Annotated in this window: 17 protein-coding genes; 3 read left to right on the forward strand and 14 right to left on the reverse strand. The window is 71.7% G+C overall.

Annotated features, from left to right (window positions below):
• Positions 1 to 51 precede the first annotated feature (51 nt).
• The 4 genes from O3S82_RS14725 to O3S82_RS14740 are packed head-to-tail and all read right to left on the reverse strand — an operon-like array spanning position 52 to position 5,688.
• On the reverse strand, positions 52 to 1,581 hold the full coding sequence (locus O3S82_RS14725) for an aldehyde dehydrogenase family protein (protein ID WP_179422626.1): 1,530 nt from the start codon (positions 1,579 to 1,581) through the stop codon (positions 52 to 54).
• A 1-nt stretch (position 1,582) separates the two neighbouring features.
• Positions 1,583 to 3,163: a GMC family oxidoreductase gene (locus O3S82_RS14730; protein ID WP_269303812.1), complete on the reverse strand. Its 1,581-nt coding sequence runs from the start codon at positions 3,161 to 3,163 to the stop codon at positions 1,583 to 1,585.
• A gap of 45 nt (positions 3,164 to 3,208) precedes the next feature.
• Positions 3,209 to 4,750, reverse strand: a complete 1,542-nt coding sequence (menD, locus tag O3S82_RS14735; RefSeq protein ID WP_269303813.1) for a 2-succinyl-5-enolpyruvyl-6-hydroxy-3-cyclohexene-1-carboxylic-acid synthase — start codon at positions 4,748 to 4,750, stop codon at positions 3,209 to 3,211.
• Positions 4,747 to 5,688, reverse strand: a complete 942-nt coding sequence (locus O3S82_RS14740; protein WP_269303815.1) for an o-succinylbenzoate synthase — start codon at positions 5,686 to 5,688, stop codon at positions 4,747 to 4,749. Before O3S82_RS14740 ends, menD begins: the two co-directional genes overlap by 4 nt.
• Before the next feature lie 92 nt (positions 5,689 to 5,780).
• Between O3S82_RS14740 and O3S82_RS14745 the strand changes: the two genes are divergently transcribed.
• Positions 5,781 to 6,428, forward strand: coding sequence for an SDR family oxidoreductase (locus O3S82_RS14745; RefSeq protein ID WP_179422618.1), 648 nt, complete (start codon positions 5,781 to 5,783; stop codon positions 6,426 to 6,428).
• A gap of 150 nt (positions 6,429 to 6,578) precedes the next feature.
• Here O3S82_RS14745 and O3S82_RS14750 read toward each other — a convergent pair whose 3' ends face one another.
• Entirely contained in the window at positions 6,579 to 7,574 is a 996-nt protein-coding gene (locus O3S82_RS14750; RefSeq protein WP_269303818.1) for an AMP-binding protein, read from the reverse strand.
• A gap of 47 nt (positions 7,575 to 7,621) precedes the next feature.
• On the opposite strand from O3S82_RS14750, the gene O3S82_RS14755 reads away from it, so the two are divergent.
• Complete coding sequence (locus tag O3S82_RS14755; RefSeq protein WP_269303820.1) at positions 7,622 to 8,509, forward strand: 1,4-dihydroxy-2-naphthoate polyprenyltransferase; 888 nt, start codon at positions 7,622 to 7,624, stop codon at positions 8,507 to 8,509.
• Here the strand turns inward: O3S82_RS14755 and O3S82_RS14760 are convergent.
• Entirely contained in the window at positions 8,493 to 9,578 is a 1,086-nt protein-coding gene (locus O3S82_RS14760) for a PLP-dependent cysteine synthase family protein (RefSeq protein WP_179422616.1), read from the reverse strand. The two genes, O3S82_RS14755 and O3S82_RS14760, sit on opposite strands and share 17 nt — an antisense overlap.
• Positions 9,559 to 9,825, reverse strand: a complete 267-nt coding sequence (locus O3S82_RS14765) for a DUF4229 domain-containing protein (protein WP_179422614.1) — start codon at positions 9,823 to 9,825, stop codon at positions 9,559 to 9,561. The genes O3S82_RS14760 and O3S82_RS14765 overlap by 20 nt, the downstream gene beginning before the upstream one ends.
• A gap of 95 nt (positions 9,826 to 9,920) precedes the next feature.
• Between O3S82_RS14765 and O3S82_RS14770 the strand changes: the two genes are divergently transcribed.
• Positions 9,921 to 10,184: a PLD nuclease N-terminal domain-containing protein gene (locus tag O3S82_RS14770; protein WP_179422612.1), complete on the forward strand. Its 264-nt coding sequence runs from the start codon at positions 9,921 to 9,923 to the stop codon at positions 10,182 to 10,184.
• A 142-nt stretch (positions 10,185 to 10,326) separates the two neighbouring features.
• Here O3S82_RS14770 and O3S82_RS14775 read toward each other — a convergent pair whose 3' ends face one another.
• From O3S82_RS14775 to O3S82_RS14805, 7 genes are read right to left on the reverse strand one after another with little or no spacing between them, the layout of a single operon-like run.
• Positions 10,327 to 11,385 carry an ABC transporter permease gene (locus O3S82_RS14775; protein ID WP_269303821.1) on the reverse strand — a complete coding sequence of 353 codons (1,059 nt, stop codon included), beginning with the start codon at positions 11,383 to 11,385 and terminating at the stop codon, positions 10,327 to 10,329.
• Entirely contained in the window at positions 11,382 to 12,284 is a 903-nt protein-coding gene (locus tag O3S82_RS14780; protein ID WP_179422610.1) for an ABC transporter ATP-binding protein, read from the reverse strand. The genes O3S82_RS14775 and O3S82_RS14780 overlap by 4 nt, the downstream gene beginning before the upstream one ends.
• Before the next feature lie 22 nt (positions 12,285 to 12,306).
• Positions 12,307 to 13,233, reverse strand: a complete 927-nt coding sequence (ccsB, locus tag O3S82_RS14785; protein ID WP_179422608.1) for a c-type cytochrome biogenesis protein CcsB — start codon at positions 13,231 to 13,233, stop codon at positions 12,307 to 12,309.
• Positions 13,230 to 14,810: a cytochrome c biogenesis protein ResB gene (gene resB / locus O3S82_RS14790; protein ID WP_269303822.1), complete on the reverse strand. Its 1,581-nt coding sequence runs from the start codon at positions 14,808 to 14,810 to the stop codon at positions 13,230 to 13,232. Before resB ends, ccsB begins: the two co-directional genes overlap by 4 nt.
• Positions 14,807 to 15,568: a cytochrome c biogenesis CcdA family protein gene (locus O3S82_RS14795; RefSeq protein WP_269303824.1), complete on the reverse strand. Its 762-nt coding sequence runs from the start codon at positions 15,566 to 15,568 to the stop codon at positions 14,807 to 14,809. Before O3S82_RS14795 ends, resB begins: the two co-directional genes overlap by 4 nt.
• Entirely contained in the window at positions 15,565 to 16,140 is a 576-nt protein-coding gene (locus O3S82_RS14800) for a TlpA family protein disulfide reductase (RefSeq protein ID WP_269303826.1), read from the reverse strand. The genes O3S82_RS14795 and O3S82_RS14800 overlap by 4 nt, the downstream gene beginning before the upstream one ends.
• A complete protein-coding gene (locus O3S82_RS14805) occupies positions 16,137 to 16,787 on the reverse strand; it encodes a histidine phosphatase family protein (protein WP_269303828.1) in 651 nt (216 codons plus the stop codon). The genes O3S82_RS14800 and O3S82_RS14805 overlap by 4 nt, the downstream gene beginning before the upstream one ends.
• Positions 16,788 to 16,795 lie beyond the last annotated feature (8 nt).

Genomic DNA, 16,795 nt, shown 5'->3' on the forward strand with positions numbered 1-16,795 from the left:
CGAACGGCAGCACGCCCCGGACGCTCAGGGCCCGGGGCGTGCTGTCGCGTGTCAGCGCCGCTTCGGCAGCGTGCTGGACCCGCCGTGCATGACGGTGAGGATCTGCTGGAACCGGCTCTCGGTCTTCTCGTCGCGGGTGAGCGACTGCAGCATGAGGACGGGCTTCATCCGCTGCTTCGTGATGGCCTTCGGGTAGGTGAACTCGCGCAGGCCGTCGGGGCCGTGGATGCGGCCGAAGCCCGAGTCGCCCACGCCGCCGAACGGCAGGCCCGGGATCGCGGCGAAGGAGATCACCGAGTTCACCGAGGTCATGCCCGACCGGATCCGCGCAGCCACGTCCATGGCGCGCTTCTTGCCGAAGACCGCGCCGGCCAGGCCGTACTTCGTGGCGTTGGTCAGCTCGACGGCCTCGTCCATGTCCTTGACCGGGTTGACCACGAGGGTGGGGCCGAAGGTCTCCTCGGTGACCGCGAGCGAGTCCTCGGGCACGTGGGTGATGATCGTGGGCTGCACGTACTTGTCGCCGACCGCACCGGCGCCACCCAGGACCGCCTGGCCGCCGCGGGCGAGGGCGTCGTCGATGTGGCTGCGGATGACGTCGAGCTGCTTGGGCATCGTGGCGGGGCCGTAGACGCCGCCGTCGTCGTAGCCGGGACGGATGCCCTCGGCCTGCTTGAGCAGCTCGGCCATGAACGGGTCGAAGACCTTCTCGTGCACGTAGACGCGCTCGGTGCCGATGCAGGTCTGGCCCGCGTTCGACATGCCCGCCCACAGCGCCGCCTCGGCGGCCGACTGCAGGTCGGCGTCCTCGTCGACGATGAGCGAGTCCTTGCCGCCGGCCTCGATGACGACGGGCGTGAGGTTCTCGGCGCAGGCCGCCATCACCTTCTTGCCCGTGGCGGCCGAGCCGGTGAACGCGATCTTGTCGACGGCGGCGGTGCACAGGTGGTTGCCGGTCTCGCCCAGGCCGGTGACGAGGTTCAGGACGGGGCGGCCGTGCACGACCTCGGTGAACGTGTCCACGAGGAAGCGGCCGACGCCCGGCGTGTACTCGCTGGGCTTGAACACCACGGCGTTGCCGGCGGCCAGCGCGTACGCGATCGAGCCCATCGGCGTGAAGGTCGGGTAGTTCCACGGGCCGATCACGCCGACGACGCCGAGCGGCTTGTACTCGACGTAGGCGGTCTGGTTGGACATCAGCAGGCCGGTGCCGACCTTGTGGCGGCCGAGCACCTTGCCGGCGGACTTGGCGGCCCACGCGATGTGGTCGATCGCCAGGCCGGCCTCGAGCAGCGCGTCGCCGTGCGGCTTGCCGCCCTCGCGGTGCACCTGGTCGGCGAGCTGGCTGAGCCGGCGGGTCAGCACGCTGCGCCACTGGAGCAGGTACTCCTTGCGGCCGTCGAAGCCCAGGTCGCGCCACCAGGCGGAGGCCTCGCGCGCGGCCGCCACCGCGGCGTCGACCTCGGCCCGGCCGTCGATCGGGAAGGTGCCGACGACGTCGCCCGTGGCGGGGTTCAGCGAGTCGAACGTGGGCCGGGGACCCTCGGTGGTCTCCACGGAGGGCTCGATGGTGGCGGTCATGTCAGGCTCCTCGGATGAGATCGGCGACCTTCTCGCCGATCATGATGGTGGGTGCGTTGGTGTTGCCACGCGGGACACGCGGCATGACCGAGGCGTCGGCGACCCGCAGGCCGTCGACGCCGTGGACCTTCAGCTCGGGATCGACGACGCTGCCCTCGACGGTACCCATGGCACACGTGGAGGTCGGGTGGTACAGCGTCTGGCCCAGCCGCGAGACGACGTCGAGGATCTGGTCGTCGGTGGGGTTGCGCACGGCGGGCTCCCACGGCTCGTCGAGCATCCGCGCCATCGGGCCCTGCCAGATCATGTCGAGCATCCGGCGGTAGCCGCCGAGCATCGCGTCGAGGTCGGCGCGGTCGTCGAAGTACGCGGGGTCGATCTCGGGGTGCCACGACGGGTCGGCCGAGCGGAGCCGGATCTGGCCGCGGCTCTGCACGTTGACCAGCGTCGGCGCCACCGTGACCGAGCGGCGCACGGGCTCGTGCAGACCGTTGTCGTAGAAGCCGCTGGGCGCCACGTGGATCTGGATGTCGGGCAGGTCGAGGTCGTCGCGCGAGGCGAAGAACGCACCGCCCTCGCCGATGTTGGACACCAGCGGCCCCGTCTTGGTGGCCTTCCACCGCAGCATGTTCGCCACGGTGATCGCGTCGGCGAGGTCGGTGGTGTTGCGCGTGTAGACCAGGCTGCCGGCCACCGGGTGGTCCTGGAGGTTCTGGCCCACGCCCGGTGAGTCCACCACCACGTCGATGCCGACCTCGCGCAGGTGCGCGCCGGGGCCGACGCCCGAGAGCATGAGCAGCTGCGGGCTGTTGATCGCGCCGCCGGACAGGATGACCTCGCCGTCCGCCCGGACCACGTGCTCCTGGCCGTGCTTGCGGTAGGCGACGCCGGTGGCGCGGCCGTTCTCGATGAGGATGCGGGTCACGAAGGCCTCGGTGCGCACCGTGAGGTTCGGGCGACCCATCGCGGGCCGGATGTAGGCGTCGGCCACCGACCAGCGCTCGCCGCGGCGGTTCGTGACCTGGTAGACGCCGGCGCCCTCCTGCGTGGCGCCGTTGAAGTCGTCGTTCTGCTTCAGGCCCGCCGCGACGGCCGACTCGACGAACGCCGAGGTCAGCTCGTGGGTGAAGCGGCGGTCCTCGACGACCAGCGGGCCCTGCGTGCCGTGGTACGGCCCGGCGAGACGCTGGTTGGCCTCCGACTTCACGAAGTAGGGCAGCACGTCGTCGTAGCCCCAGCCGGTGGCGCCGTACGCGTCGCGCCACTCGTCGTAGTCGGCGGCGTTGCCGCGGATGTAGATCATCGCGTTGATCGAGGAGCTGCCGCCGAGGGTCCTGCCGCGCGGCCAGTAGGCGCGACGGCCGCCCAGGTGCTTCTGCGCGCTGGTCTCGTAGTTCCAGTCCCAGCGGGTCTTGAACAGCTGGCTGAAGCCGGCCGGGATCTTGATCATGTCGTCCTCGTCGGCGGGCCCCGCCTCGAGCAGCAGGACGCGCCGGTCGCGGTCCTCGCTCAGCCTCGCGGCGATCACGCCACCGGCACTTCCCGCACCGATGACGATGTGGTCGAACGCCTCGTCGGCCATGTCTGCTCCTGCCCAGCGCAACCCGGTGTGACGCTGGCCACAAACCTAGACGGCGGCGAGACCCGAGACAACCGATTGCAGGGCACGGCGTCCGGCGCGCTGGACCTGCACCTCGAGCACCTCGATCCCGACGGGCGCGCGCGACAGGTAGGCCGCCAGCTGACTCGCCTCGACGAGCCGGTGCTTGACCCCGTGCGCGGCGCACAGCGCGTCGATCCTCGTGCGCGTGGGCGTGCCGAAGACGCGCTCGAACGCCTGGGAGTACTCGGGCGATCCCTGCTCGAGCGTGTGGAAGATGCCACCGCCGTCGTCGTTGAGCACGACGATCGTCAGGTCGGGGCGCGGTTCGATCGGGCCGATGAGCAGGCCGTTGGCGCCGTGCAGGAACGTGAGGTCGCCCATCAGCGCGATCGCGCGGCCGTAGCTGGTGAGCGCGGCGCCGACCGCTGTCGAGACCGTGCCGTCGATGCCGGCGAGGCCCCGGTTCGCCAGGACGCGCGGGCCCGGCGCGCGCACGGGCGCGACGAGGTCGACGTCGCGGACGGTGTTGGACGAGCCGAGCACGAGGAGCCCGCGGGTGGCGGCCTTCCAGACCGCCTCCGCGACGGTGAACTGCTCGGCCTGCAGCAAAGCGTTCTGGATGCGGTCGCCCGCCTGCAGCCAGCTGCGCAGCCAGGACTCGTCGGTCACGCCGCCGCGCACGGAGATGCGGTCGGCGAACGTCACGTTGCCACCGGGGACGCCCGGGAACGTGGACGCGTCGCCGACGTGCACCGTGGGCAGGTTCGTCTTCGTCAGCAGGTTCGTCACGGGACGCGAGAGCGTGGGATGGCCGGCGCTGACGATGCGCTCGATCCGCTCGATCAGCCGCCCGCCCAGCACGACGCGGCCGCACGCCACCGAGGTGGGCGCGCCGCGCAGTCCCGACGAGGGCTCGGCGATGATCGGCCAGCCGGCCTGCTGCGCCGCGGCGGCGAGCGTGGGGTCGGCGCCGTCGCCCGCGACGACGAGGGTGCGGGGGCCGGTCTCCAGCACCTCGGTGCGGCCCGCGACGGGCTGGCTCATCGACCACGAGTTCTGCGGGAACTTCCACGAGACGGACTCGACGAGCGGCTCGTCGAGCTCGACGTTGAGGTGCACCGGGCCGCCGCCGCGCACCGCACCGGCCAGGCCGGTGATGCGGTCGGTGAAGGTGATGCCGGGGAACATGCCCGGCTGCACGGTGGTCTGGTTCGCGCCCGTGCCGCGCAGGGCGCCCGGGCGGTCGGCGGTGACGGCCAGGACGGGCACGTTCGCGTGCAGCGCCTCGAGCAGGGCGGGGTGCAGGTTGGCCACGGCGGTGCCGGACGTGGTGATGACGGGGGTGAGGCGGCCGGACGCCTTGGCCAGGCCGAGCGCCAGGAAGCCGGCCTCGCGCTCGTCGACGCGGACGTGCAGCCGGATGAGGCCCTGGTCGTCGGCGGCGTGCAGCGCCAGCGCGATCGGACCCGAGCGCGAGCCGGGAGACAGGACGGCGTCGGAGACCTCCTGCGCGAGGAGGGTCGCGACGAGCCGGCGTGCGGTCTCGACGGCTCTCTCGTCGGTCACAACGACTCCCGTACGTGGTCGAGGCGGGCCTGCCAGCGCTCGTCGACCTCGGCCGGGGCGGCGACCTTGGCGTAGGCCTCCTCGTCGAGCACGGGGCGCGTGGGCCACAGGCTGCCGTCCACCGGCTCGAGCGGCTCGGCGACGACGTCGCTGGTCAGGAGGTGGGCCGTGCCGATGCCGCACGCGTACGGAAGATCCGGCAGGGCCGCGGCGAGCGCGACGCTGGCGGCCAGCCCGATCGAGGTCTCGACCGCGCTGGAGACGCTGATCGGCATGTCGATCTGCTCGGCGATGCGCAGGCACGCGCGGACGCCGCCGAGCGGCTGCACCTTGAGCACCGCGATGTCGGCGGCGTCGAGGTCGCGCACGCGGAACGGGTCGGCGGCGCGGCGGATCGACTCGTCGGCCGCGATCGGGACGTCGACCTTGCGGCGCACCTGGGCCAGCTCCTCGACGGTGGCGCACGGCTGCTCGACGTACTCGAGGCCGCGGGCCACGTGGTCGAGCTTCTTGATGGCCTTGACCGCGTCCTTGACGCTCCACGCGCCGTTGGCGTCGATGCGGATCAGCACGCCGGGCAGGGCGTCGCGGATGGCGGCGATGCGCTCGATGTCGTTCTCGATCGTCTCGCCGGCCTCGGCGACCTTGATCTTGATGGTCCTGCAGCCGCTCTCGACGGCGGTGCGGGCGGCGGTGGCGCCGTCGCCGACTGCGGGGACGATGCCGTTGATCGGGACGCACTCGCGCACCGGCTCGGGCCACGGCTTGCACGCGGCCTCGACGGCGGCCTGCAGCCAGGGCAGCGAGGTGATGTGGTCGTACTCGGGGAACGGGCTGAACTCGGCCCACCCGGCCGGGCCCTCGGCGAGCATCCCCTGACGATTCTCGAGTCCACGGAACCGCGTGCGCATGGGGATCGAATAGGTACGGAACTCCACCCACGAGAGTATCCACGGTGAGGCGCTCAGGTTCCACTGCGCCTCGAACTTCGCGACGGGCGGAGTCGCGCGGACCTGCCTACGGTGGAGTCATGTCCGACATCGCCATCGTGGGAGGCCACGGCCAGGTGGCCCGCCTCCTCGTCCCTCTGCTCACCGACCGCGGCGACCTCCCGGTCGCCCTCGTCCGCAACCCCGACCACGCCGCCGACCTGCCCGGCGCGGCGATCCGGCTGCTCGACATCGAGAACGCCTCGGCCGAGGACTTCGCGACGGTCTTCACCGACTGCCACGCCGTGGTGTTCGCGGCCGGCGGCGGGCCCGACGGCAAGATCGAGCGGAAGAGGAGCGTCGACCTCGAGGGCTCGCTGAAGTCGATCGAGGCCGCGAAGTCGCTCGGCGTCAAGCGCTTCGTGCAGCTGTCGGCGATGGGCGTCGACACCGCCCCCGGAGACGACGTCGAGCCGGTGTGGAAGGCCTACGTCGAGGCCAAGCGCGACGCCGACACCGCCCTGCGCGAGAGCGGCCTCGACTGGACGATCGTGCGCCCCGGCGCCCTCACCGACGACGCCGGCACGGGCCGGGTCGAGGTGGGCGAGACCGTCGACCGCGGCGAGATCCCCCGCGCCGACGTGGCCGCCGTCCTCGCGGCCGTCCTCGCCGACGACAGCACCATCGGGAAGCAGTTCGAGGTCGTGGGCGGCGACACCCCCGTCGCCGACGCCCTCGCCTCGCTCTGAGGTCCGTCTGACGGTTTCCCCGGTGACGTGGGCTTCCCGGTGACGTGGGCTTCCCGGCAAGTGCCTCGCTCGGCCCCGACACCTCGACTGAACGAGGTTTCCTGTCACTTCGCGTGGTTCGCAAACCTCGTGAAGTGACAGTTTCCCCGGTTAACCGGGGAAACCGTCACCCGCCAGCGCGACGCGGTCGGGCTTGCCGTTCGGCAGGAGCGGGAGGGCGTCGAGGCGGTGGACGGCGCGAGGGGTCCAGGTGCGCGGGTGGCCAGCGCGTTCGAGGGCCGCCGCGGCCTGGGCGCGGTCGAGATCGCCCACGACGAACGCCACCACCGCCTGTCCCCACTCGGGGTCGGGCCGCGCGACGACCACGACGTCCAACACGCCCGGCTCGTCGCGCAGCGTGGACTCGACCGCGGCCAAAGGCACGTTCACCCCGCCGCTCACCGCCACCTGGTCGGCGCGACCCAGCACGTGCAGGCGACCGTCGTCGTCGATCCGGCCGAGGTCGTTCGTCACGAGCCACTCGCCGACGCCGTCGGCCAGCACGGCACCCGCGATCGCCACCCGGCCGTCGTCCTCGATCCGCAGCCGTACTCCGTCGAGTGGGATCCCGTCGTACACGCAGCCGCCGCACGTCTCGGTCATGCCGTAGGTCCGCACGATCCGCACGCCCGCCTCGGCCGCGCGCTCCAGCACGGCACGCGGCGCGGCGGCACCGCCGAGCAGCACCGCGTCGAACGAGGCGAGGTCGCCGGCCCGCCCGGACTCCACCAGCCGGAACAGCTGGGTGGGCACGAGCGAGGCGTAGCGTCGCGACCCCGTCATCGCCGCGGCGGCCGAGGCGATGTCGGCGTGCTCGTCCAGGAAGACCGGCTCGGTGCCCGCGACGATCGAGCGCACGAGCACCTGCAGCCCGCCCACCCCGGTCGGCGGCAGCGCCGAGAGCCACTGCGCCGGTCCGCCGAGCCGCGACAGTGCGGCGTGCGCCGACGCGAGGACCGCCGCGTGGGACAGCCGGAGAGGCTTCGGCTCGCCGGTGCTGCCCGACGTGTGCATGAGCAGCGGCTCGCCGCCACCCGTCACCCAGGGCCGCAGCAGCTCCAGCACCTCGCGTGCGGAACCGGCGACGGGAGACAGGGAGGCAGCCACCCGACCACTGTAGGACCGGGCCGACAGGCGCCTCCTACACTCACGGGGTGACCTCCCCGACCGGCCTGAAACTGTGGATCGAGGGCGCGCGGCTGCGCACGCTGCCCGCCGCCATCGCCCCCGTCGCCGTCGGCACCGGCGCCGCCGCCTACGACGACGGATTCGTCTGGTGGAAGGCGCTCGTGGCGCTCGGCGTCTCCCTCGCACTGCAGGTCGGGGTCAACTACGCCAACGACTACTCCGACGGCGTGAAGGGCACCGACGAGAACCGCGTCGGCCCGCTGCGCCTCGTCGGGTCAGGCCTCGTCGCGCCCGAGAAGGTCAAGCGCGCGGCGTTCGCGTTCCTCGGCCTCGGCGCCCTCCTCGGACTGGTCCTCGCCGCCACGTCGGGCTGGTGGCTGATCGCCGTCGGTGCCGTCGCGATCCTCGCGGCCTGGGGCTACACCGGTGGCTCGAAGCCGTACGGCTACCGGGCGCTCGGCGAGGTGAGCGTGTTCGTGTTCTTCGGCCTCGTGGCCGTCCTCGGCACCACCTACGTCCAGCTGGGCAGCATCAACGGCGTGAGCGTCGCGGGCGCGATCGGCGTCGGCTCGCTGGCCTGCGCGATCCTCGTGGCCAACAACCTGCGCGACATCCCCACCGACACCGAGACGGGCAAGCGCACCCTGGCCGTCGTGCTGGGCGACCGGCGCACGCGCTGGCTCTACGTCGGCCTGGTCCTCGTGGCGTTCGTCCTCGTCGTCGCCTGGTGCGCCACCCAGACCCCGTGGGCGCTGCTGGCCTGGCTGGGCATGCCCACCGCGGGCCGGGCCGCCTCGGCCGTCCGCTCGGGCGCGACGGGCCCGGCGCTGATCCCGGTGCTCAAGGAGACGGGCATCGCCGAGCTGGTCTACGCCGTGGGCCTGACCGTGGGCCTGTTCATCGGTCCGGTGTGAACGTGCCCGTCCGGGTGAGCTCGGACAGCTGCTGCAGGTAGGGCGTGGGGTCGAGGTCGTGCTCGGCCACCCATCGGTCGTCGAAGTAGGTGTGCGTGTAGCGGTCGCCGCCGTCGCACAGCAGCGTGACGATCGAGCCCTCGCATCCCTCCGCGACCATCCGCGAGGCCAGGCCGAGCGCCGCCCACATGTTGGTGCCGGTGGAGCCGCCGACGGGCCGGCCGATGAGGTCGGAGGTCCAGCGCATCGCGGCGATCGAGGCGGCGTCGGGCACCCGCACCATCTCGTCGACGACGCCGCCGACGAACGACGGCTCGACGCGCGGCCGGCCGATGCCCTCGATCCGCGGCGCCCGGTCGGTGGTGACGTCGGAGGAGTCGGTGTCCCAGCCGTCGTAGAACGCCGAGCCCTCGGGGTCGGCGACCAGCAGCCGGGTGTCGAAGCGGCGGTAGCGCACGAAGCGGCCGATCGTGGCCGACGTGCCGCCGGTGCCCGCGCTGACGACGATCCACTCCGGGATCGGGTGCGGCTCGGCCGACAGCTGGGCGAAGATCGACTCCGCGATGTTGTTGTTGCCGCGCCAGTCGGTGGCGCGCTCGGCGTAGGTGAACTGGTCCATGTAGTGGCCGTCGCACTCGTCGGCCAGCCGCTGCGCCTCGGCGTACATCCGCCGGGCGTCGTCGACGAAGTGACAGCGACCGCCGTACCACTCGATCAAGGAGATCTTCTCGGCGCTGGTGCTGCGCGGCATGACCGCCACGAACGGGAGCCCCAGCAGCCGCGCGAAGTAGGCCTCCGAGACCGCGGTGGAGCCGCTGGACGCCTCGACGATCGTGGTCCCGCGGTGGATCCAGCCGTTGCACAGGGCGTAGAGGAACAGCGAGCGCGCGAGGCGGTGCTTCAGGCTGCCGGTCGGGTGGACCGACTCGTCCTTGAGATAGATCTGCACGCCCGGGAACGGCAGGTCCAGGGCGTGCAGGTGGGTGTCGGCGCTGCGGTTGGCGTCGGCCTCGACGCGGCGGACCGCGTCGGCCAGCCAGGCGCGGTCGTCAGTCGACGTCTTCGGCACGCCGCGACTCCTCGATGCGGTCGTTGAGGGCCTGGGCGCGCTCCTGCAGCTTCACCGCCACCTGGTCGCGCAGGCCGCGCAGGGTGAACATCGCGATGACCGAGGACACCACGAGCGCGAGCAGCAGGACCCAGAGGTCGAGCACCGCGGTCGGGTCGAAGACGAGGCGGGAGATCCCGAACAGCACCGCCCACGTGACGAGGAAGACCCCGAGTCGAGCGAGCGTGTACGTCCAGAAGGCCTTCATGCCCCGGATTCTAGTCGCCGGGACCGAGCCTCCGGACGCGCGGGAGGCCGCCGCATCCGGGCGCGCGGCTGGAACCGGGTCGGTACGCTCTGGCCATGGGCAAGGTGTTCCTCGTGCTGGCGGCCGTGGTCCTCACGGTCTACAGCCTCTACGACCTCGTGGCGACGCCGCGGGACCGCGTGCAGCACCTGCCGAAGTGGGGCTGGGCCCTGCTGATCGTCCTCGCGCCGTACGCCGGCGCCGCCCTGTGGCTGATCTTCGGCGTGGCCAAGGGCCGCTCCCCCGGCAGTGGCCCGCGCAAGCGTCCGCCGCGGCCCCTCGGCCCCGACGACGACCCCGACTTCCTGCGCGGCCTCTGAGCCGCTGCCCCTCGGTGGGCGGTGAGTCCTCAACCGAACCCGCGGGTGCCCGGTGAGTCCTCAACCGATGGGGACTCCCATGCGGTTGCTGACGCACCGCCCCACCCCGGGAAGGGTTGACAGCTCACCGCCTCCTGAGGGGTCAGGCGTCCCAGCGGAAGACGCGCGCGGAGATGAGCGCGCACACGGCGGTGAAGCCGAGCAGGATCGCCATCGGCGCGATGATCGCCTCGACGCCCTGACCGCGCACCATCACGTCGAGCATCGCGTCGTTGAGGTGCCGCAGCGGCAGCAGCCGGCTGATGAACTGCAGCCAGTCCGGCGCCCCCTCCAGCGGGAAGAACGAGCCCGACAGGAACGCCATCGGCAGCACGATGAAGTTCGCCAGGCCGACGGCGCCCTCCTCAGTCTTGCTGATCGAGCCGGCCAGCATGCCGATCGAGAGGAACGCGAGCGTGCCCGCGAGGACGAGCGGGATCACGAGCGGCCACGAGCCGGTGAGCACGAGCCCGAACGCGCCGACGGCGAGGCCGAGGAAGATCGCGGTCTGGCCGAGCGCGACCGACACGCTGACGCCCACGCGGGCGAGCACCACCGACGAGGTCGGGATCGGCGCGAGCCGCAGCCGTCGCAGCAGGCCGGACTGGCGCCAGGCGACGAGGTTCACCGCGGCGCCGAACGTGGCGCTCATGGCGATGGCCCAGCCCAGCAGGCCGGGCGTGACGTACTGAATCGTCTCGAGGGACTCGTCCTCCACCTGACGCGGCTCGAGCGTGAACGCCGGCGTGGCGCCCGCGGCCGCGAGGTTGGCCGAGTCGACGACGCCCTGGAACGTGCCGCGCACGCGGGCCGCGGCGACCTGGTCCGCTTGCGAGAAGTGCACGACCATCCGGTCGCCCTCCTCGGTGACCACGGCGGCGATGTCGCCGTCGCGGACCTCCTGCAGCGCCTTCGCCTCGTCGGAGGACTTCGTGATCTCCACGCTCTCGTCGAGCGCCTTGCGTGCGTCGGCGGGCATGTCGTCGAGCGCGGCGACCGTGCCCACCTGGACGACCTCGAGCCGCGGGGCGCCCTGGTCGGTGAGGATGCCGCCGAAGAGCACGAGGAACATGAGCGGGAACAGCACCGCCCAGAACAGGGTCATGCGGTCGCGGACGAAGCCCTTGAACATCGCGCGCGAGAGCGAGAGCAGTGCGGTCACGAGCGGTACTTCCGTCCGGTCAGGCTCAGGAACACGTCCTCGAGCGTGGCGCCCGAGGCGGTGAGTCCGTTGAGGGCGTCGAGGCGGGCCAGCTCGGCGAGCACCTCGGCGGGGCGGCGGGTGGACAGGATCGTGCGGTCGGGGTGCACCTGCACCTCCTCGACGCCGGGGATGGCGCGGGCACCGGCCTCGTCGATCGCATCGGGCGCGAGGCTGATCCGGGTGGGCGCGTCGAGGCCGCGCACGAGCGCCGCGGGCGAGTCGAGCTCCAGCAGCCGGCCGCGGTCGACGATCGCGACCCGGTCGCACAGCACCTCGGCCTCCTCCATGTAGTGCGTCGTCAGCACGACGGTGCGTCCGGAGTCGTTGAGGCCGCGCAGGAAGTCCCACAGGTTACGTCGCGCCTGCGGGTCGAGCGCGGCGGTGGGCTCGTCGAGGAAGACCACCTCGGGATCGTGCACGAGCGCGCAGGCGATCGAGAGCCGCTGCGCCTGGCCGCCCGAGAGGTCCTCGACGCGCGAGTCGGCCTTCTCCTCAAGGCCGACCTGCTCGAGCAGGGCGTCGGCGCGGGCCGCGGGCACGTCGTAGAGCGCGGCGAACGTGGCCAGCTGCTCACGGGCGGTGAGGCGCTCGAAGAACGCCGAGGACTGCAGTTGGACGCCGAGGCGGCGCTGCAGCACGGGGTCGCGCTTCCACGGGTCGTGGCCGTCGATCGAGACCGAGCCCGCGTCGGGGTGACGCAGCCCCTCGATCATCTCCAGCGCGGTGGTCTTGCCCGCGCCGTTGGGTCCGAGGAGACCGAAGAACTCCCCCGGCTCGACGGTGAAGGTCAGGTCGTCGACGGCGGTCAGGTCGCCGTAGACCTTGGTGAGGCCGGCGACCTCGATGCGTGCGCCCATGAGCGCGAGGCTAACGGACGGCTCAGGCGTAGCTGTGCTGGCCCGAGACGAACAGGTTCACCACGTAGTAGCTGATGATGAACGTGACGAAGCCGATCAGCGCGAGGTAGGCGGCGCGCTTGCCCTTCCAGCCGGCCGTGACGCGCGCGTGCAGGTAGCCCGCGTAGACGATCCAGGTGATGAGCGCCCAGACCTCCTTGGGGTCCCAGCCCCAGTAGCGGCCCCAGGCCAGGTGGGCCCAGATCGGGCCGGAGATCAGCGCGCCGAAGGTCCACATCGGGAAGCCGATGGCGTTCATCCGGAAGGCGACCTGGTCGATCCGCGCGGACGTCGGGAAGCGGGCCAGGACGGGTCCGACCTTGCCGCGCTCCTCGGCGCGGACCTTCACGAGGTAGAGCACACTGGCTGCGGCGCCGACCATGAACATCGCCGCGGCGACCATGATCGAGCTGACGTGGATGTACTTCCAGAACGTGTTGAGCGCGGGCACGAGCGGGCCGGCGGGCGTGTAGCTGGAGATCGACATGCCCAGGATGAACAGGCTGACCCCCAGGACGACGCCGCCCATCCACTGGATGCGCGAGCGCCACACCATGATCAGGTAGACGGTCAGCGCGATGGCCGTGCCGGTGACGCCGAACTCGTACATGTTGCCGAACGGGGCGCGCTGCGTCGCCAGGGCGCGGGTGACCGAGCCGCCGATCAGCAGCAGGGTGCCCAGCACGGTGAGCGAGACGGCGATGCCGACGAGGCGGTCGGGCGTCTCGGGCTCGTCGTCGGCGTCGGCCGTGGCGACGGCGCCCTCGGACGCGCCGGCGGCGACGGCGACCGGGGCCTGGCGGCGGGCCGAGACCCACTCGGCCACATGGCAGAAGAACGCGATGCACAGGACGGCGAATGCCGAACCGGTGAGGTAGTTGGACAGCTGGGCCCACTGGTCGAGAGTCATGCCGGTTCCTTCGCGTGCTCGTCGCCCAGCTCCGCGTGCAGCCGGGTCAACAGGTCGTCGAGTTCTGCGGGGAGGTCGTCGCGCGGAACGCGATCGAGCGCTGCCACCTCCACCACGGTACGTGATCCGTCCCGGCGGGCTCGGATCCAGGTGCGCCGCGGGCGGACGATCAGCGAGGCCGTCAGGCCCAGGATGCCAACGCCCACGCCGAACAGCGGCAGCCACGGGACGGGCGTGTGACCGATCTGGAAGCGCGCGAACTGCTTCAGCTCGACGAACTCGATCGTCCCGCCGCCGGGGAGGTCCTGGCTCTCGCCCGGGCCGAGGTCGACGCGGAAGTTCCCGTCGCCCTCCTTCACCTGCGTCATGTTCGTGGTGTCGAGCGAGTAGACCGACTGCGAGACGCCCTCGTCGAGGCCGAGGTCGCCGGTCCACAGGTTCATGCCGATGCGCGGGTTGAGCGCGCCGGGGAACACCGAGACCGAGGGCTTGTCGGGGTCGGACGAGAACGCGGTCGGCAGGAAGAAGCCCTGGAAGCCGAGCTGCTCGCCGTCGGCGTCGGGCACCTTGACGACGCCCGTGGACGTGTAGGTGGAGTCGGCCGGCAGGAACGGCACGGGACCGTCGAACGCGACCCGCCCGGTGGAGTCGGTAACGCGGATGACCGGCGCGTAGCCCTGGCCGACGAGGAAGACGTCCTCGCCGCCCACCGCGAGCGGGTGGTTGACCTCGATCGAGAACTCGCCGTCGTCGTCGCTGCCGGCCTCGTTGTAGGTGCCGGTCGCGCGGAAGAGCTTCGGCGCGCCGCGCTGGTTGCCCTCGACGTAGAAGCGGGTCAGGACGTCCTCGAGCTGGATCGACCACGGGTCGAGGTCGGTCTGGGCGTCGAACATCGCGCCGGAGGAGAACTCGTCGTACTGCGAGAGCGTGTTGCTGAAGCCGCCGCCCTCGACCACGATCACGTTGCCGCGGTAGCCCCACAGCGCGGCGGCGGCCACGCCGAGCAGTGCCACGACGATGCAGATGTGGAAGACCAGGTTGCCCAGCTCGCGCAGGTAGCCCTTCTCGGCGCGCAGCTCGCCGGCGTCGTCGCTCTCCTGCACCACGTCGATGCGGGCGCGCGGCAGCGCGCGGCGACCGGCCTCGAGCACCTCGGCGACCGACTTCTCGGTCTCGAAGCGGTCGTTCGCGGGCAGCCGCCCGAAGTTGCGCGGCGCCTTCGGCGGGCGTGCCCTCAGGCCTTGGGCGTAGACCTTGCAGCGCGGCAGGATGCAGCCGATCAGCGACACCATCAGCAGCAGGTAGATGGCGCTGAACCACACCGAGGAGAACACGCTGAACATGCCCAGCTTCTCGAGCGCGGGCGCCAGCTTCGGGTGGTCGAGGTAGTACGCCTGGACCGCGCGGGCGTCGACGCCACGCTGCGGGATGAACGAGCCGGGGACGGCCGCGATCGCCAGCAGCAGCAGGAGCAGCAGGGCCGTGCGCATCGACGTCAGCTGGCGCCAGGCCCAGCGACCGAACTCGAGCGGGCGCAGCTCGGAGGCGACCTCGTTGCGCTTGTCGCGGGGAGTCACATCAGGACCTCGAATCCACTGATCCAGTGCTGCAGGGCGATGACCATGTCCTGCCACCAGCCGGTGATCAGCAGGACACCGGTGGCGATGAGCAGGGCGGCGCCGATGGCCGAGACGAGGCGCTGGTGGCGGCGCACCCACCCGGTGACGCGCAGGAACCGGCTCAGGAACAGGGCCGCGACGACGAACGGCAGGCCGAGGCCCAGGCAGTAGACGAGCGCGAGGAACGCGCCTCGCCCGGCCGTGGCCTCGTTCGCCGAGAGGGCCAGCACGGCGGTGAGCGTGGGGCCGATGCAGGGGGTCCAGCCGACACCGAACACGACGCCCAGCAGCGGCGCGGCGACGAGGCCGACGCGGCGGACGCCGTGCTTGCGGACGTCGCGCTGGAGCAGCGGGACCCAGCCCAGGAACGCCAGGCCCATCACCACGAGCAGGATGCCGGCGACGATCGAGATCTCACGCTGGTACGGCAGCAGCTGCTGGCCGGCGGCGCCGAACAGCGCTCCCCCGGCCACGAACACCGCGCTGAAGCCCAGCACGAAGAGCAGGGAGCCCGCCACGACCCGGCCGCGTCGCGCGGTCTCGAGCTCGGTGACGGCGACGCCGGAGACGTAGGACAGGTAGCCCGGCAGCAGCGGGACCACGCACGGGCTGAAGAAGGAGACGAGGCCGGCGAGCAGGGCGACGGGCACCGTGAGGACGAGGTTGCCCGAGGCAGCCGTGTCCAGGAACCACTCGGTGATGTCGCCAGAGATCACGACGTGCTCTTCTTGGTCTGCTCCACCAGACCACGCAGCGTCGCGTCGGTGAGCTCGCCCATCACGCGGGCGGCGACCTTGCCGTTCTTGTCGATGACCCACGTGGTGGGGATCGCGACCGACGGCAGCGAGTCGGCGAACGCGGCCTGGTTGCGACCCGCGGAGTCGTCGATGCTCGGGTAGTCGATGCCGAACTCGGCGTTGAACGCCTTGGCCGGCGCCGGGTTGTCCTTGGTCAGCAGGCCGAGGAACTGCACCTTCTCGTCGGCCAGCTCACTGGAGGCCTTCTGCAGCGCGGGCGCCTCGGCACGGCAGGGCGCGCACCACGAGCCCCACAGGTTGACGACGAGGACCTGCCCGGCGAAGTCGGCCGAGCTGATCTCGTTGCCGTCGAGGTCGGTGCCCTTCAGCTCGGGCGCGGGCTTGCGCTTGCCCGGGTCGATGAAGGTGATCTCGCCGTTGCCCGAGATGAAGCCGTCGTCGCCGGTGTCCTTGACCCCGCCGACGCACGCCGAGAGGACGAGCGCCATGAGCGCGACCACGAGGAGTCGCGCGGACTGCCTGTTCGTCATGCCCCGCCGACGAACTTCCCGCGCAGGGCGTCGGGGATGAGGTGACCGGCGGGCTCACTGTAGACGAGGCCCTTGAAGGTGTCGTCCTCGAAGGTCAGCGTCGTGAGGCTGGCGAGCGTGCACTGGCGGTTGCGCGGGTCGTGCGCGAAGCGGCCCTTCTCGTAGGACTTGCGCGCGATCCACACCGGCAGCTGGTGCGACACGATGAGCGCCTCGTGACCGCGGGCGGCCTCGCGGGCGTCGTCGATCGCCAGCAGCATGCGGCCGGCGATGTGCGCGTACGCCTCGCCCCAGGACGGACGGAACGGGTTCCACAGCCACGGCCAGAAGCGCGGGTTCAGGAACGCCTTCGGTCCGACGCCGACGGTGCGGCCCTCGAACTTGTTGCCCGCCTCGATGACGCGCTCGTCGGTGTGGATGTCGAGCTTGAGGATGTCCGCGACCGGCTTCGCGGTCTGCTGCGCGCGCTCCAGCGGCGAGGCGACCAGGTGCGTGATGTCGTGGGACGTCAGCGACTCGGCGACCGTGGCGGCCATCTCGTGGCCGAGGTCGGAGAGGTTGTAGCCGGCGAGACGGCCGTAGAGGACGCCCTCGGGGTTGTGGACCTCACCGTGGCGCATCAGGTGGACGATCGTGCGGGTGCTCATCTGGTTCC

It is taken from the genome of Aeromicrobium sp. HA (assembly GCF_027171405.1).
Lineage (GTDB): Bacteria > Actinomycetota > Actinomycetes > Propionibacteriales > Nocardioidaceae > Aeromicrobium > Aeromicrobium tamlense.

What these genes read in the sequence shown, in the direction of transcription:
- O3S82_RS14805 (WP_269303828.1), bottom strand. Translation starts at nt 16,787, where the DNA reads ATGAGCACCCGCACGATCGTCCACCTGATGCGCCACGGTGAGGTCCAC.
- O3S82_RS14770 (WP_179422612.1), top strand. Translation starts at nt 9,921, where the DNA reads ATGGGCAAGGTGTTCCTCGTGCTGGCGGCCGTGGTCCTCACGGTCTAC.
- ccsB (WP_179422608.1), bottom strand. Translation starts at nt 13,233, where the DNA reads ATGACTCTCGACCAGTGGGCCCAGCTGTCCAACTACCTCACCGGTTCG.
- O3S82_RS14730 (WP_269303812.1), bottom strand. Translation starts at nt 3,163, where the DNA reads ATGGCCGACGAGGCGTTCGACCACATCGTCATCGGTGCGGGAAGTGCC.
- O3S82_RS14745 (WP_179422618.1), top strand. Translation starts at nt 5,781, where the DNA reads ATGTCCGACATCGCCATCGTGGGAGGCCACGGCCAGGTGGCCCGCCTC.
- O3S82_RS14765 (WP_179422614.1), bottom strand. Translation starts at nt 9,825, where the DNA reads ATGAAGGCCTTCTGGACGTACACGCTCGCTCGACTCGGGGTCTTCCTC.
- O3S82_RS14725 (WP_179422626.1), bottom strand. Translation starts at nt 1,581, where the DNA reads ATGACCGCCACCATCGAGCCCTCCGTGGAGACCACCGAGGGTCCCCGG.
- O3S82_RS14800 (WP_269303826.1), bottom strand. Translation starts at nt 16,140, where the DNA reads ATGACGAACAGGCAGTCCGCGCGACTCCTCGTGGTCGCGCTCATGGCG.
- O3S82_RS14780 (WP_179422610.1), bottom strand. Translation starts at nt 12,284, where the DNA reads ATGGGCGCACGCATCGAGGTCGCCGGCCTCACCAAGGTCTACGGCGAC.